This window comes from Sneathiella litorea (assembly GCF_009882915.1).
In the GTDB taxonomy this organism is placed as follows: domain Bacteria; phylum Pseudomonadota; class Alphaproteobacteria; order Sneathiellales; family Sneathiellaceae; genus Sneathiella; species Sneathiella litorea.
In genome coordinates this window covers 806,956-821,712 of sequence record NZ_WTUW01000002.1, presented here as the reverse complement: position 1 = coordinate 821,712, position 14,757 = coordinate 806,956, and the positions used below count along the sequence as shown (strand labels likewise).

Genomic DNA, 14,757 nt, shown 5'->3' with positions numbered 1-14,757 from the left:
GTCAATAGCTGTAGTTATATTTCCACGGGAATTCTTATTACTATATGCGTTGTTCGCGAGGGACCTATGCGACAAATAAAAGGGCTCGTTCCGGCGGGCTTTTTTGTGGCCCAAAATGCCGCATTTCATTGCGCGCGCTTCTCCCGTAAACTCTGCGCATGGAAAGTCGTGATTTTATAAAGTCCCTGACGAGGGGGCAGCGAGAGATGTTGACCCGGCGCTCGGATGCGAAGGGGCTCGTGCATCTTGCCGGGCATGGGGGGCTGATCCTCTTTATCGGGGCGCTGATTACGCTCAAGGGGCCGGGCTGGCCGCTTCTCATGCTGCCGCAGGGGATCCTGATTATCTTTCTCTTTACCGCGCTGCATGAGAGCGTGCACCGCACGGCCTTTAAAAGTCTCTGGCTTAATAAATGGGTGGCGCGGGTGTGTGGATTTTTGATCCTGTTGCCGCCCGAATGGTTCCGCTATTTTCATATTGAGCATCACCGCTTCACGCAGGACCCGGTGCGGGACCCGGAACTGCAAACGCCGAAGCCCGAGACGATGACGCAATATATCTGGCATGTCTCGGGCCTTCCGGTGTGGTTTTCCCATATCAAGACTCTCGTCAAAAATGCGTCTGGGCGATGTGAGGATGCTTTCGTGCCGGAGCATGGCCGCGCCGATATCGCGCGGGAGGCGAGGGGGATGTTGCTCGCTTACGCGGCGTTATTCGCGCTCTCCCTTGCGGCGGAGTCGTCCCTGCTTCTTTATATCTGGCTTGTTCCTGCGCTGCTTGGCCAGCCCTTTTTGCGGCTTTATCTTCTGGCCGAGCATGGGCTTTGTCCGGCGGGGACAAATATTTTCGAGAATACCCGCACGACCCTCAGTAACCGGCTGGTGCGGCGGCTCGCCTGGAACATGCCCTTCCATGCGGAGCATCACGCCTTTCCCGCAGTGCCGTTTCATGCGCTCGAGAATTTTCATATGCTGACCCGGCCCCATTTGCGGGAGACCGAACCGGGCTATCTTGCCTTTCACCGCACATATATAAGCCGTCTCAAGCGCTGATCAGGCTGCGACGGGTCGCGATTATTTGGTCCTCATTTAATGATCTGGATCATTTCGTTCTGTGGCGGTAATGTAAACGCCCGAGAACCGAACGGCCGCCAAAACACGTAAGAAGAAGGGCGATCGCGACCGGGACTTCAATGCCGCACAAGACGGGCAAGATGACAGGCCGCGACTATCGTATCGCGCTTGATAAAAACAAAGAGGGAAGAAAATTGACAAAACTCGACGAATTCTATGACTGGGACGCGATCCTCGATGGTCTCAACAAATATCTGCGGTTGCGGGCGACACCGATCGGCATGAAGCTCTTTGAAACAAAAGAGGAAATGGAGGCGGTGGAACGCATTCGCCGTCCCGACTCCATCCATACGGCAGACCAGATCGTTGGGCAGGCCAGCCGCCTGGGCTGGACCGTCGGGGTGACGGCGGAGGATTTCGTCGGCGCGCAATGCGGCGCGGTAATGGGGCTGCACCCGCAGGATGCGGAATGGCAGGAAGGCGCGCGCTACGCCGGTGTCTGGTATGAAACACCGGAAGATGCCCGCAATCATCAGGCGGCAATGACCGTCGTGCCCTCAGGGCAGTTCACCGCAATGGCGGTTTCGCCTTTAGCCTCGAAGCGGTTGAACCCGCCGGATATCTGCCTGATTTATGCGACCCCGGCGCAGATGATCATCTTTATCAACGGCCTGCAATGGGCGGGATACAAGAAGCTGGACTTCTCGGTCGTTGGGGAATCCTCCTGTGCGGACAGTTGGGGTCGGGCGCTTTCCACGGGTGAGCCGAGCCTGTCGCTGCCCTGCTTTGCGGAGCGGCGCTACGGCGGCGTGCTGGAGGATGAGTTGCTGATGGCAATTCCGCCCGCCTATCTGCCCAAGGTAATCGAAGGATTGGCGGCGTTGTCGAAAAATGGCCTTAGATATCCTATCCCGCAATATGGCATCCAGAATGACGTGCGGGCCGGGATGGGCGTGAGTTACAAAAAGCCAAGTTGATAAAACTAGAAAAAAAGGTGGAGTTTACTCCACCTTTTATTTTTTTCTGTTAAGCTCGCAGGGCGTGAAGAATAAGTCTTTTAATACACCACATAAATGAACATATTCCCTGCTGTTAATAAAAGGGATATGGTTAATTCTGGCTCCGCCTGCTGGGAGCCCGTCTTTAAACAGTGTTCGGTGAATAGAGGGGGTCTTTGAAGCATGGTCTATCAGAAATTCGATGAAATTGACTGGGTGACGCCGGATACGAAGGAATTTGCCTATTACTGGCGTAGCCTGGACCGGGACCGTGTCGTTCCCCGCCACAGCAGTATTGATCCGACCCGAATTTCACCATTGCTGCCCGGCATCGCGATTTATGAAGTCCGATCCCGCGACGAGATTGTCTATCGGCTGGCAGGTACTGCCCTGGTCGATCATTTCGGCATGGAGGTGACGGGCAAGAACTTCCTTGATTTCTGGGAAGGGGAGCGGCGTGAAGTCGTGGTGGACGCCATATTTGATTGCATTTCGAAGCCTTGCGGCATGTTCACGAAGCTTCAGGGCATCTCGCAAAAGGGCCGGGTCGAAACGAGTGTCGCGGTCGGGTTTCCGTTGCTTGACGAGGATGAAAACTGTAACCGGATGGTTTTCTATTCCACAGGGTTTGATCGTGGAAGCAGCCGAATTCCCAAGGAAGACAAGATAAAGTCCCTACGGGCGGACCAAAGCTTTTTTATCTATCTCTACGCCTGAAAATCATCGAGGTTCTTTTGTAGCGCTTCATAGAAGCGCGCCGCGCGCAGTCCATCAATCAGGGCATGATGAGCCTGTAGATTAACAGATATCCTTGCGCGCCCTCTTTCCTCCGTGATTTTGCCCCAGGCAATGCGAGGAATACAGTCATCCCGGCTAAATAGCGGATGGGTCAGGGAGGTAAAGTCGAGCCAGGGCATGCAACTGAGAAAAATCCAGTCATCCTCCTCGCTCGTCCCTTCTTGGAGGGCTGTCTGCTGGCGTGCGCGTTCAATGGCGGCACGACAGTCTTTGTCAAAGCGGGGCCAGTCTTCGATAAAACGGGTCTGGCAGAAGCCAAACTGATCTTTGGCAATCGGTACGGTGAAAGAAGCATGAACCCTGTCATGACGGAGAAGGGTCTCGCCGCGAAACCGGACCCGGAATTCAGGAATTGCATTCACCGCGCGCATCATGGCGTAAAGAACGGCATTAAAAGGGGAGAGCTTTGCGCTGCGGTGTTTCTGCATCAGGGAGGTAACATCAACCCCGGCTGTCAGGCTTAAATGCGGAATATCATGACCGCGAAACATCTGGTACTGATGCCGTCCTTCCCAGGTCTCGAAATCTATGGTCTCTGCCGTCAAGGTTTACTCCTCATCTTCATCCTTCGGGCCGGGCAGCATTTTCGGCGTCACGAAGTGGACAAGCTTGCCGCGCCCGCCAAGATAGCGCCAGTCATCGATATCAAACCTGATCTGCGTCAGGGCGGCGGTGGGGTATTTCCTCTCGATCCGCTCATAGCCGTTATCCGGGCTCCGTTCCGCCAGATCAAGGGCCATTTGCTGCATGGTTGGATTATGGCCGATGATCATGACATGCACCTCCTCGATGGCCGAGCTTTTGAGGTAGGAGATAAGTCCGCTGCCGGTGCCCGCAGAGTAGATGGATTTTTCAATTTTCACCTCGGTCCCGTCAGGCAGGAAGGGCGCGATCTGGGCCAGGGTTTCGCGGGTGCGCCGGGACGGGGAACACAGGATGAGATCGGGAAAGATTTTGTTCTTTTCAATGTAAGTCCCGATTTTCAGGGCCCCGCGCCGGCCGCGAGATATCAGCGGGCGGTCAATGTCAGCCTTGGTCTGGTCGGACCAGCTGGATTTTGCGTGGCGAAGCAATGTCAGTTTACGCATATATGTGCCTTTCCCGTTACCCCTGAAGACCCGCGATGTAACAGTCCCGCATGGATTAAATATGACAGGAAGGCGGGGCCCTCAATCTTAACTTTCACAGCCCAGTCTCCGGTGCCAATCGGCGATGGATTCATCCGGATATTCCGCGAAAACCTTGTCCTCCGGACCGGCATCCACCGGCACCCATGCCTTCTTTGAACCAATCATGAGAAAGGTTCGCTCTGGTGCGGCGGGCAGGTCGCTGTCGATGGCCGAGGCGAAGGGGTGAATCAACTCCGGCCAGCGTGGATCATAAACCCACAGCGCGCTCCCGCATGTTTTGCAAAAATGTCGTTTCGCCGGGCTTAATCCCGCATTCCCGTCCAGCTTCGCCTGATAAATGGAAATATTCTCTGCGCCCTCGATTTTCAGGCTTGCGGCCTCTCCGCCGAGATTAATCGCGAAGCCGCCACCGCCCTGCGTCTTGCGGCAGATCGAGCAGAAGCAGTAATTGAAGGGATAGAGATGGGCGGAATTGAGCGAGAAATGCACCGCGCCGCAATGGCAGGATCCGTCAAGTTTCATCTGTTCTTCCTCCGCTGTGGTTCCAAGGCCCTGACCTTATCCGTTTTTCAACTCTTCGGGATAGGAGTCATATTGGGGAAGCCCGTCCGTAATGTCATAATAATCCTTCTTGTCCGCAACGAAAATATGCCGGACGGTCCGGAGACCGGTTTTCCCTTCAAGGGTCCCGGCGAGGATGCTGATGTGGGTTCCGCCTGTGCGCCGCCAGAATAAATTGGATCCGCACTCTATACAGAAACCTCGCTCAGCCCGGTTGGAGGAGGTGTACCATTTCAGGCCGCGCTCTTCGGTCAACCGGAAATTGGACAGGGAGGCGGCGGTGGCGGCGAAATAATGGCCGCTGGACTTCTGGCACTGGCCGCAATGACAGGAAATGATATCCCTCAAAGGACCGTGGACTTCATACCTGACCGCGCCACAGAGACAGCCGCCCTGTTTGTTCGTGCCTTTGTCCATCGCCCAAGCCCTCCGTTTTTATTCGGGATATATCGCTGAAGGATAGCTCGCCCCATGCGCCCGGTCAGCAGCTAATAGTGGTTTGGTAAAAATAAACGTCAAGAGCGGGAGAGTACGGGGAAATGACCTGGACGCGGCAGCTGACATGGATTCTGCCTAAAAAATATGCGCGGTGATTAACAGTGTTGCATTGATTGGTGTGATTTTTCACAAAAATTTGTTTTTGCAGAAATCTTTCTTGCAAAATTTCGAATTATCAATTACCCGAGTCGTCGGGAGTTTGCGTTTTTCGGCTAACTATTTATCGATGACCTCACTTCCAAGGTTGATCTGGCACCGCTATTTGGGCACTTCGACGGCGCTGTCAACCTGTTATATAGAATGAGTGTCCAGGAGACTAAACATGGCAAAAGGTACAGTAAAGTGGTTTAACCCGACCAAAGGTTACGGTTTCATCGCACCAGAGGATGGCGGGTCAGACGCTTTTGTGCATATTTCGGCTGTTGAACGAGCCGGTTTGACAACCCTTCAAGAAAACGCCAAGGTTCAATATGAACTGGTTGAAGGGCGTAACGGCAAGGCATCTGCTGAAGAACTCGTGCTGCTGGACTGAGATAAAAGGTTCCGATACGAAAAAGAAAAGGCGGCGTTTGCCGCCTTTTTTTGTGGCTTCTGAGCAGGGAAAAACCGGCTGTAAAATATTAGAAACCTTTGCGGAAAGAAAAATTTCGTGTAAGAAATCGCGCAGGAATGCGCCAAAGCTGGTGACGGGAAATAAGTGAATGACCTATCCGATTACAGACGCGGACGAAATCGATATTGAAAAGCTCGGCATCCCTCTTGATGCGGACGGCGGTTTCTCGATCAAGGTGAAGGACCATGTCCAACGCCTGACCGGGGAAGAGCTCGCGGCGGAAATGCGCGACCAGCTCGACGTTCGCAGTTCCGTGCGTGGGGCACTCCTGAGGAAGGCGAACAAGGATATTCTGGCAGGCCTGAAGCGAGGCCGACTCCGATTAAGCGAGGAAGCCCGCGAGGCTTTCGATCTGAATATACTGATCTGGTTTGCGGACAAGGCCCTGAAGGGCGAGCACCAGAGCTACCTGACGAAATAACGCTTTAGGAGACCGGCGCGTATACCGCCCGGAAAATGGACATGACGAATTCAACACAGAAAATCAAGGCCGGTATTCTCGGCGCAAGCGGCTATACCGGGGCGGAGGCCATGCGGTTGCTGCTTCGGCATCCGAATGTGGAAATGACACTGCTGACAGCGGACCGCAAGGCCGGCCAGCCGGTGGAGGAGGTTTATCCCCATCTTGGCGGCTATGGCCTGCCCGACATGATTGCGGTGGAGGATGCCGACTGGAATACGGTCGATGTGGTGTTCTGCGGCCTGCCGCATGGCACGACGCAGGAAATTATCGCCACCCTGCCGGCGACGGTGAAGGTGGTCGATCTCTCTGCCGATTTCCGAATCGAGGATCCGGCAACCTATGCCGAATGGTACGGACATGAACACAGGGCGATGGAGTTGCAGAAGGGCGCCGTCTATGGCCTGACCGAGCTGTACCGGGACAAGATCAAGTCGGCGCGGCTGGTGGCTTGCCCGGGTTGTTACCCGACGGCGGTGCTGCTGTCCTTGGTGCCGCTGGTGGCGGCTGGGCTGATCGATGCGGATGACCTGGTGATCGACGCGAAATCGGGCATTACCGGCGCGGGCCGGGGCCTCAAGCAGAACACCCTGTTCAGCGAGGCGGGTGAGGGGCTCAGCCCTTACAGCATTGCCAAGCACCGGCATGCCCCGGAGATTGAGCAGGAAGTCGCCAAGGCCGCGGGATGCGCCGCCGCCGACATGCGGGTCAATTTCGTGCCGCATCTGATCCCGATGAGCCGGGGGGAGCTGATTACCTCCCATGTCCGGCTGAGTGAAGGCAAGACGGCCGCCGACCTGCGCGCCGAAATTGCGAAGGTCTATGAGGGCGAGCCGTTTGTCCGGCTGCTGAAAGAGGGCGCGGTACCACAGACGCAGATGGTCCGGGGCTCCAACAACTGCGTGATCAATGTGTTCGAGGACCGGATAAAGGGCCGGGCCATCGTGATCGCGGCGATTGACAACCTCGTGAAGGGGTCGAGCGGGCAGGCGGTTCAGAACATGAACCTGATGTTCGGTCTTGAGGAAACCCTCGGGCTTGAGCAGGCACCGCTGTTCCCGTAAAATAACAACAAGAAAAAGAGGCCAGACCATGAGCAAGAATATCATTCCCTTCAAGGGCGTCATGCCCGAGATCGCCGAAGATGCCTTTATCGCGCCGTCGGCGGATGTCCTTGGCGATGTGGTGATTGGCGAGAAATCCAGCATCTGGTTTAACTGCGTTGTGCGCGGCGATGTGCATTCCATCCGCATCGGCGCGCGCACCAATATCCAGGATGGCACGGTCATTCATGTGTCCGGTGGCACCCATTCGACGACAATCGGCGATGACGTGCTGGTCGGGCATAACTGCCTGATCCATGGCTGCACGCTGGAGGATGGCAGTTTCGTCGGCATGGGTGCGGTCGTGCTGGACGGCGTGGTGGTGGAAAGCGGCGCAATGGTTGCTGCCGGGGCGCTGGTCACGCCGGGTAAACGCGTGCCGAGCGGGGAACTCTGGGGCGGCTCCCCCGCCAAATGCCTGCGCAAGCTGACCGAGGAGCAGCAGGCCAACCTCACCAGCGGCGCCAAGCATTATGCGGAACTCGGCCAGACCTACCGCAAGGAACTGGGCTAGCCGTCTCCCCGGCGGCGCATTCTGTAAACGGTAAATTTCTCTCACCCCATCGTGATGAAAGTTGAGATTATTTCTCCCTACGGGAGGCATAAGCTCTTTCCAACGCAATTGATTGATTGGGAGAGAGTATATGTCTGCACTAAATTCGAAACTTCTATCCTCCACCTTCGTGGCGGCCTTGATGGGGGCGGGCGGGGTGATTGCCGTGGCGGCCGTGGCGGTGCCGATCACCGCGATCATGGTCAAGCCGGCGGCGGCAGCCTGCAACCCCTGCGCCGCAAAGAAGCCCGCCAACGCCTGCAACCCTTGCGCGGCGAAAAAACCGGCCAACCCCTGTAACCCGTGCAACCCTTGTGCAGCGGCGAAAGCCTGCAATCCCTGTAATCCATGCGCCGCTAAGCCCAAGGCGTCAAACTGCGTCGTGCCGTCCGTGCAGAAGGCAGCCCTTTGTAACCCTTGCGCGGTGAAGAAGCCGGTCAATGCCTGCAACCCGTGCAACCCTTGCGCTGCGGCGAAAGCCTGCAACCCGTGCAACCCTTGCGCTGCGGCGAAAGCCTGTAACCCCTGCAACCCTTGCGCCGCGAAAAACCCCTGCGCGGCCAGCAATCCCTGTAATCCTTGCAATCCCTGTAATCCGTGCGGTGCCGCAGCGGCTATATCAGACGTGGAGCTGGAACCCGCAGAAGCCACAACGGCTTATGAATGCCTGAACGCGGATATGCAGACGGCTTATGCCAGGTCTGACGTGCCAGAAGCGGCCCTATATCTCAATTGGAAGGCCTTTTCATCGGCGCCTTATGCCTCCGCCACCCATGGAGGGCGGCATGTCATGAACTATGCTAATGACGTTGCCGAGGAAGCCTATGGCAAATATGAGGAAGTGGGCACGATGCCGGTCGGCTCGATCCTTGCGAAAGACAGTTTTGTCGTTCAGACGGATGGCCAGGCCTCCGTCGGCCCGCTGTTCCTGATGGAGAAAATGGCCTCCGGGTTTAACAAGGTGAGCGGTGACTGGAAATACACCATGATCCTGCCGGACGGCACCGTTGCCGGGGTCACCAACGGCAAGGGATCGGACATGATGAAATTCTGCTATGAATGCCACATGGTCATGGAAGATACAGACAGTATGTTCTTCCTGCCCGAGGACCTCCGGGTAAACTAACCCCCTGGATGGCGGCGGTGGACAGCTATTTGCTGCCGCCGCCGTCGTTTTCACTATAAGGTTTGGCCTTGACCTTCACATAGCTGCCCGGTGCATCCTCGATCGGTTTCAGCTTGCCCTTCGCGGGATCGCGTGCCGGGACCTTCGGGCCTGATTTCTTCGACAGCCACTTGTCCCAGTAGGGCCACCAGGAACCCGCATGCTCGGTTGCGTCGGCGAACCAGTCCTCGGCCGTGTCGTATTTCTTCTTCTTCGTGTTGGTCCAGTGCTGGTACTTATTCGCGGCGGGATGGTTGATGACCCCGGCGATATGGCCGGAACCGGCCAGCATCAGCTCCGTCGGGCCGCTGAACATCTTGGTATTCTTGAACACCGACTTGAACGGCGCAATATGATCTTCCTTGCTGGCCTGGATAAAGATCGGCGTCTTGATCCTGGACAGGTCGATCGGCTGCCCGCCGAGGGTGAGGGCGCCCGGCTTCTGCAGCAGGTTCTTCTGGTACATATTGCGCAAATAGAAGCTATGCATCTTTTGCGGCATGTTGGTCGCGTCGGTGTTCCAGTACAGCAGGTCGAACGGGAAGGGCGACTTGCCGAGCAGGTAGTTGTTGATCACGAAGGACCAGATCAGGTCGTTGGAGCGCAGCAGGTTAAAGGTGTTGGCCATTTCCTTGCCTTCGAGATAGCCGCGCTTCATCTTGCTTTCGACCATCTGGATATGATCCTCATCGGTAAAGACAAGCAGATCGCCCGCTTCCTCGAAATCGAGCTGGGCGGCGAAGAAGGTGGTCGCCTTGATCCGGTCTTCTTCCCCGATTGCGGCGAGATAGGCCATCGTCGACGCCATCAGCGTCCCGCCAATGCAATAGCCGATGGTGGTAACTTCACGCTCCCCGGTCGAGGCCTCGATCGCGTCGAGTGCGGCGAGAACACCTTCGGACATGTAACTCTCGAATGTCTTGTCGACATGCCGCTCGTCCGGGTTGACCCAGGAGATGACGAACACGGTATACCCCTGTTCGGTGCACCATTTGATGAAGGAATTTTCGGCCTTGAGATCGAGAATATAGAATTTATTGATCCAGGGCGGCGTGATCAGCAACGGGCGTTTATACACCTCTTTCGTGGCGGGCGCATACTGGAGGAGCTGCATCAGGTCATTCTGGAAAATAACCTTGCCGGGCGTTACGGCAATATTGCGTCCAACCTCAAAGGCGGTCTCGTCTGTCATCTTCGGGATGAGCTGTCCCTTGGTCCGCTTGAGGTCGTCGAGCATGTTCTCCAGCCCATGGACAAGATTCTCTCCCTTGCTCTCCACGGTTTTTTTCAGAACATCCGGGTTGGACCAGAAGAAGTTCGTCGGCGACATGGCGTCCGTATAGAGCTTGGTATAGAACTCGGCTTTTTTCTTGGTCTGCTTGTCCAGTCCATCGACATCTGCAACCGTTTCCTGGATCCAGCTGGCGGTCATCAGGTAGGACTGCTTGATATAGTCAAAAATCTGGTTCTGGCTCCATTCGTCGGATTTGAACCGCTTGTCGCCTGTTTCCGGCGAGACTAATGGTTTGGCTTCCTGCCCGGTGGCCCGCAGCGCGGCATTTTGCCAAAGATCCATGTAATTTTTCCACAGCGCGGCCTGTGCCTCGATGATCTTGCCCGGATCGGCCATCATCTTGTTCATCAGGTCCATGAAAGTCTTGCTGACGGTGGCGGGGTCGGGATCGATATGGGTTGGCTGCTGGCTGTTCAGAAACTCGGTGACGACTTCTTGGCTCTGCGCGGCAATCTTGGCGAAGTTCTCGGCAAACTCTTTTGATGCCTCAAGGGCTTCCTGGCTGGTTTCGAGCGGTTCTTTCTTCGACATATCAGCTACTTCTCCCTGAGTTGCTTTGTACAGTGGTCACTAACGGATTTCAGGTTCTTTAAAATTTTCTTACCTTACTGAAATAGTCAGAAAACATTGCGAAATTTTCTCCCATATGTTTTATGATAGCGACGTTTTTTAATAGATTATATCAAAAACTTGCCAATCTCAACGAAGGCCTCTGGCTGATGACGGGAAAGGCAGGACGGATGTTTCGATGATCATGACGCCACACGCATTCGAATATCGTATTTCACGATCCTTACGCCTTTTGCTGGGCGGGGTTTTGTTGCTCGCTGTCCTCGCGGGGGCCGGTTGCTCCACGGATAATACCGAGGAGGAGGACGCGGCGGAATATCCGAACCTGAACACAGTACCGGAAAAGCCGGAATCGGTTGCATCACTGGCGGAAGCGCAGAAAATCGAGGAGGGGCTTCGTGCCGACCGCGACAATGCCCGCTATAGTGAGGAGACGCTCCGTGCTGATACCTCTCTCCAGCCGCCACTTGCCGCGCCGCCGAAACCGGTTGTCGAGGACGTAAAGACTGAAGCCGTGGTCACGGAGACCGTGACAGAGGTGATCAAGGAAAAAGCACCGGAACCCGAGATGCCCGAAGTTGCCGCAGTTGCTCAGGAGCCGGTGACGGAAACCCCGCTGCCGGACCCGTCGGTCGCGGAGTCCGCATCTGAGGCCGCCCCGGCAGCATCTCCGGTTCGGGAGCAGGTCATCAGCGGCGAAGCGGCCCAGAAACCGCCCGTTACCAGCGTGTTCGAGCGGCAACTCGCCGCCCAGAATGCAACCCGCCTGCCGGATACGATTAGCGCGACTGGCACATCATCCGCCGCGCCAGACACGGCCGCCCCGGCGGCAACTGCATCATCTGCACCGGCGTCGTCAACGTCTTCTTCGTCTTCCTCCGGCGGTTCGGTCTCTCTGACGCCACCGCTTAATGATGGCGGGCGGACTATCCCCAATTATGCCGCGTCTGATGGCTCGTCGCCGATCGAAACCATTTATTTCGCGCAAGGCTCCCACCGCATCAGTTCCGCGGATCGGGTCAAGCTCGACCGTATAGCTCGCGCGCAAATCGCGGCGGGCGGCACGCTCAAGATTGTCGGCCATGCCTCCAGCCGGACGCGGGAAATGTCGGAGGAGCGGCATATGATTGTCAATCTCAACGCCTCGCAAGCGCGGGCGGCGGCGATTGCGCAATATTTCATCAAGGCAGGGGTGTCTTCCGCGGATCTGGTGATCGAATCCGTCAGCGATGCCGAACCCCGGGTCGCCGAACCAATGCCAAGTGCGGAAGCAATGAACCGCCGTGCGGAAATCTTTCTTCTAAATTAACACAAAGTCGTTTAAATACCCCGCTTAGGAATAGTCCCAGGAACCCGGAGTGCCTGAAATGCACGCCGGGAACCGTTTTATTAATGTAACAGGAAGAGGCCGATGGATCCCGATTTCCACCGTATAAAACGCTTGCCGCCATATGTATTCGAAGAAGTCAATCGAATGAAAGCGCAGGCGCGAGCGGCGGGAGAGGACATTATCGATCTCGGTATGGGCAATCCCGACAGCCCGACGCCCAAGCATATCGTCGAGAAGATGGTGGAGACCGTGCGCGATGGCCGCACCCATCGTTATTCGACCAGCAGGGGAATTCCTGGCCTGCGCCGTGCCAATGCCGCCTATTACAAGCGCCGCTTTGATGTCGAGATTGACCCGGAGACGGAAACCATCGCGACCCTTGGCTCAAAGGAAGGGCTGGCCAACCTTGCCATGGCGATCACGACACCGGGCGATGTTATCCTTTCCCCAAACCCGAGCTACCCGATCCACCCTTACGGCTTTATCATCGCGGGCGCCGTTGTCCGGCATTTCGAGGTTGGGCCGGGGATTGATTTCTTTGCCGGACTGGAACGCGCGGTACGTCACTGCATCCCGACACCGACCTGTCTGATCCTGAATTTCCCGTCTAACCCGACGGCGATGACAGTGGATCTCGAATTTTACAAGGAAGTCGTGAAATTCGCCAAGGAACACGGGATGTATATCCTGTCCGATCTGGCCTATGCGGAGATTTACTTCGGCGACGTCAAGCCGCCATCGATCCTGCAGGTGGAGGGCGCGCGCGATATCGCGGTCGAGTTCACTTCGCTCTCGAAAACCTATTCCATGCCCGGCTGGCGCATGGGCTTTGCAACGGGGAATAAGCGACTGATTGGCGCGCTGGCCCGTATCAAGTCCTATCTCGATTATGGTGCTTTTACGCCGATACAGGTGGCGGCGACGGCGGCGCTTAACGGCCCGCAGGATTGTGTCGAGGAATTTCGCCAGCTTTATAAACAGCGGCGCGATGTGTTGATCTCCGGTTTTGCCGCCGCGGGATGGGACGTGCCATCGCCCGAGGCGACCATGTTTGCCTGGGCGCCGATCCCAGAACCGTTCAAGCATCTGGGCAGCCTGGAATTTTCCAAGCTCCTGCTACAGGAGGCGAAGGTTGCGGTCGCGCCCGGTCTTGGTTTTGGAGAACATGGGGACGGCTTTGTCCGTGTTGCCATGGTCGAGAATGAACAGCGGATTCGCCAGGCGAGTCGCAATATCAAGAAATTCATGGCGAATGCAGATCAGCATCTCGCCAAAAAAGAGGCGTCCTGATCGTGAGTACAAATGTAAGAATTGGTATCGCCGGGCTCGGCACTGTCGGTGCGGGTGTGTTGAAGATTATCAAGGAACATGGTGATTTGCTGGAGGCGCGTTCCGGCGCGCATCTGACCGTGACTGCCGTTTCCGGGCGTGACAAAACCAAGGATCGCGGGGTCTCGCTTGACGGTATTACCTGGCATGATGATGCGCGCGACCTTGCCGATGATCCAAATGTGGATATCGTGCTTGAACTTATCGGCGGAAGTGACGGCGTTGCGAAAGATCTCTGCGTGAAATCCCTTTTGAACGGCAAGCCGGTCGTCACCGCGAACAAGGCTCTGCTCGCAGAGCATGGCAACGCGTTGGCTAAACTCGCCGAGACGCATAACGCCCAACTCGCCTATGAGGCAGCGGTTGCGGGTGGCATCCCGATCATCAAGGCGCTGCGCGAAGGGCTGGCGGGCAATGCGATTTCCCGCGTTTATGGCATCCTCAATGGCACCTGCAACTATATCCTCACCGAGATGGAGGAGACGGGCGGCGAATTCGACGCGATCCTGAAGGACGCGCAGGACCTTGGTTATGCCGAAGCCGACCCCGGCTTTGATATTGACGGCGTCGATGCGGCGCATAAGCTCGCGATCCTGACTAGCGTTGCCTTCGGCACTCCAGTTGATTTCGCCAGCGTCTATATCGAGGGGATCCGCAATGTCACCGCCGCCGATATCACCGCGGCGAGTGAGCTCGGCTACCGCATCCGGCTGCTTGGCGTCGCCCGGCGGACGGAGAAGGGGATCGAGCAGCGGGTCCATCCCTGCATGATCCGGCACGATACCACCATTGCCAATGTAAACGGCGTCTTTAATGCCGTGGTTGTCGATGGCGACTTTGTTGACGAGACGTCCTATGTCGGGCGTGGCGCGGGCGAGGGGCCCACGGCCTCCGCGGTGGTTGCCGATATTGTCGATATTGCCCTTGGCCGCCATACGCCGACCTTCGGCATCCCGGTCGAGAAAATGACGGATATCCCGAAAGTCCCGGTCGCCGATCATGTGGGCGCCTATTATGTCTGCCTGACGGTATATGACCAGCCGGGCGTGATTGCCGATGTGTCGGCCGTATTCCGCGACGAAAACATTTCCATCGAGAGCCTGTTACAGCGCGGCCGCTCCAAGCAGGAGGCGGTTTCTGTCATCCTTGTCACCCATGAGGTGCAGGAGGCGGCGCTGGTGCGGGCACTTGGAAAAATAGAAAATTTCACCCATAGTGTTGCAAAACCTCGCATGATTCGCATTGTTTCGCTATAGGTGTTGGGTAGAATAGTGCGCGACAG

16 protein-coding genes are annotated in these 14,757 nt (G+C 56.5%); 11 read left to right on the top strand and 5 right to left on the bottom strand.

The genetic code is table 11. The features are described from left to right. The first annotated feature begins 206 nt into the window (after positions 1–206). The 3 genes from GQE98_RS10275 to GQE98_RS10265 all read left to right on the top strand — a co-directional run bounded on the left by GQE98_RS10275 (position 207) and on the right by GQE98_RS10265 (position 2,788). A complete protein-coding gene (locus GQE98_RS10275) occupies positions 207–1,052 on the top strand; it encodes a fatty acid desaturase (protein WP_202526221.1) in 846 nt (281 codons plus the stop codon). A gap of 140 nt (positions 1,053–1,192) precedes the next feature. Further along, complete coding sequence (locus GQE98_RS10270) at positions 1,193–2,050, top strand: DUF169 domain-containing protein (protein WP_202526220.1); 858 nt, start codon at positions 1,193–1,195, stop codon at positions 2,048–2,050. A gap of 204 nt (positions 2,051–2,254) precedes the next feature. After that, positions 2,255–2,788: a PAS domain-containing protein gene (locus tag GQE98_RS10265; protein WP_161315549.1), complete on the top strand. Its 534-nt coding sequence runs from the start codon at positions 2,255–2,257 to the stop codon at positions 2,786–2,788. Here the strand turns inward: GQE98_RS10265 and GQE98_RS10260 are convergent. From GQE98_RS10260 to GQE98_RS10245, 4 genes are all read right to left on the bottom strand, one after another. Beyond that, positions 2,779–3,414, bottom strand: a complete 636-nt coding sequence (locus tag GQE98_RS10260; protein WP_161315548.1) for a CatA-like O-acetyltransferase — start codon at positions 3,412–3,414, stop codon at positions 2,779–2,781. The genes GQE98_RS10265 and GQE98_RS10260 overlap by 10 nt on opposite strands. A 3-nt stretch (positions 3,415–3,417) precedes the next feature. After that, positions 3,418–3,957, bottom strand: a complete 540-nt coding sequence (locus GQE98_RS10255) for a SixA phosphatase family protein (RefSeq protein WP_161315547.1) — start codon at positions 3,955–3,957, stop codon at positions 3,418–3,420. A gap of 87 nt (positions 3,958–4,044) precedes the next feature. Then, entirely contained in the window at positions 4,045–4,521 is a 477-nt protein-coding gene (locus tag GQE98_RS10250) for a GFA family protein (RefSeq protein WP_161315546.1), read from the bottom strand. A 36-nt stretch (positions 4,522–4,557) separates the two neighbouring features. Next, the gene (locus tag GQE98_RS10245; protein WP_161315545.1) at positions 4,558–4,977 is read right to left on the bottom strand and encodes a GFA family protein; all 420 of its coding nucleotides are present in this window, start codon (positions 4,975–4,977) and stop codon (positions 4,558–4,560) included. Positions 4,978–5,380: 403 nt separating this feature from the next. Between GQE98_RS10245 and GQE98_RS10240 the strand changes: the two genes are divergently transcribed. The 5 genes from GQE98_RS10240 (at position 5,381) to GQE98_RS10220 (ending at position 8,913) form a co-directional block, all read left to right on the top strand. After that, positions 5,381–5,590 (top strand): cold-shock protein, encoded by a 210-nt coding sequence (locus tag GQE98_RS10240; protein WP_161315544.1) that lies wholly within the window; start codon positions 5,381–5,383, stop codon positions 5,588–5,590. Positions 5,591–5,759: 169 nt separating this feature from the next. Further along, positions 5,760–6,092: a hypothetical protein gene (locus tag GQE98_RS10235; RefSeq protein WP_161315543.1), complete on the top strand. Its 333-nt coding sequence runs from the start codon at positions 5,760–5,762 to the stop codon at positions 6,090–6,092. 41 nt (positions 6,093–6,133) lie between these two features. Then, entirely contained in the window at positions 6,134–7,195 is a 1,062-nt protein-coding gene (gene argC / locus GQE98_RS10230) for an N-acetyl-gamma-glutamyl-phosphate reductase (protein WP_161315542.1), read from the top strand. A 28-nt stretch (positions 7,196–7,223) separates the two neighbouring features. After that, positions 7,224–7,748: a DapH/DapD/GlmU-related protein gene (locus GQE98_RS10225; protein ID WP_161316265.1), complete on the top strand. Its 525-nt coding sequence runs from the start codon at positions 7,224–7,226 to the stop codon at positions 7,746–7,748. Positions 7,749–7,878: 130 nt separating this feature from the next. Then, on the top strand, positions 7,879–8,913 hold the full coding sequence (locus tag GQE98_RS10220; protein ID WP_161315541.1) for a cytochrome P460 family protein: 1,035 nt from the start codon (positions 7,879–7,881) through the stop codon (positions 8,911–8,913). Positions 8,914–8,938: 25 nt separating this feature from the next. Here the strand turns inward: GQE98_RS10220 and GQE98_RS10215 are convergent, their stop codons facing one another. Beyond that, positions 8,939–10,777, bottom strand: a complete 1,839-nt coding sequence (locus tag GQE98_RS10215; RefSeq protein WP_161315540.1) for a PHA/PHB synthase family protein — start codon at positions 10,775–10,777, stop codon at positions 8,939–8,941. Between the two features lie 217 nt (positions 10,778–10,994). On the opposite strand from GQE98_RS10215, the gene GQE98_RS10210 reads away from it, so the two are divergent. From GQE98_RS10210 to GQE98_RS10200, 3 genes are all read left to right on the top strand, one after another. Beyond that, positions 10,995–12,125: an OmpA family protein gene (locus tag GQE98_RS10210; RefSeq protein ID WP_161315539.1), complete on the top strand. Its 1,131-nt coding sequence runs from the start codon at positions 10,995–10,997 to the stop codon at positions 12,123–12,125. A gap of 102 nt (positions 12,126–12,227) precedes the next feature. After that, on the top strand, positions 12,228–13,436 hold the full coding sequence (locus GQE98_RS10205) for an LL-diaminopimelate aminotransferase (RefSeq protein WP_161315538.1): 1,209 nt from the start codon (positions 12,228–12,230) through the stop codon (positions 13,434–13,436). A gap of 2 nt (positions 13,437–13,438) precedes the next feature. Further along, positions 13,439–14,731 carry a homoserine dehydrogenase gene (locus tag GQE98_RS10200; RefSeq protein ID WP_161315537.1) on the top strand — a complete coding sequence of 431 codons (1,293 nt, stop codon included), beginning with the start codon at positions 13,439–13,441 and terminating at the stop codon, positions 14,729–14,731. Positions 14,732–14,757 lie beyond the last annotated feature (26 nt).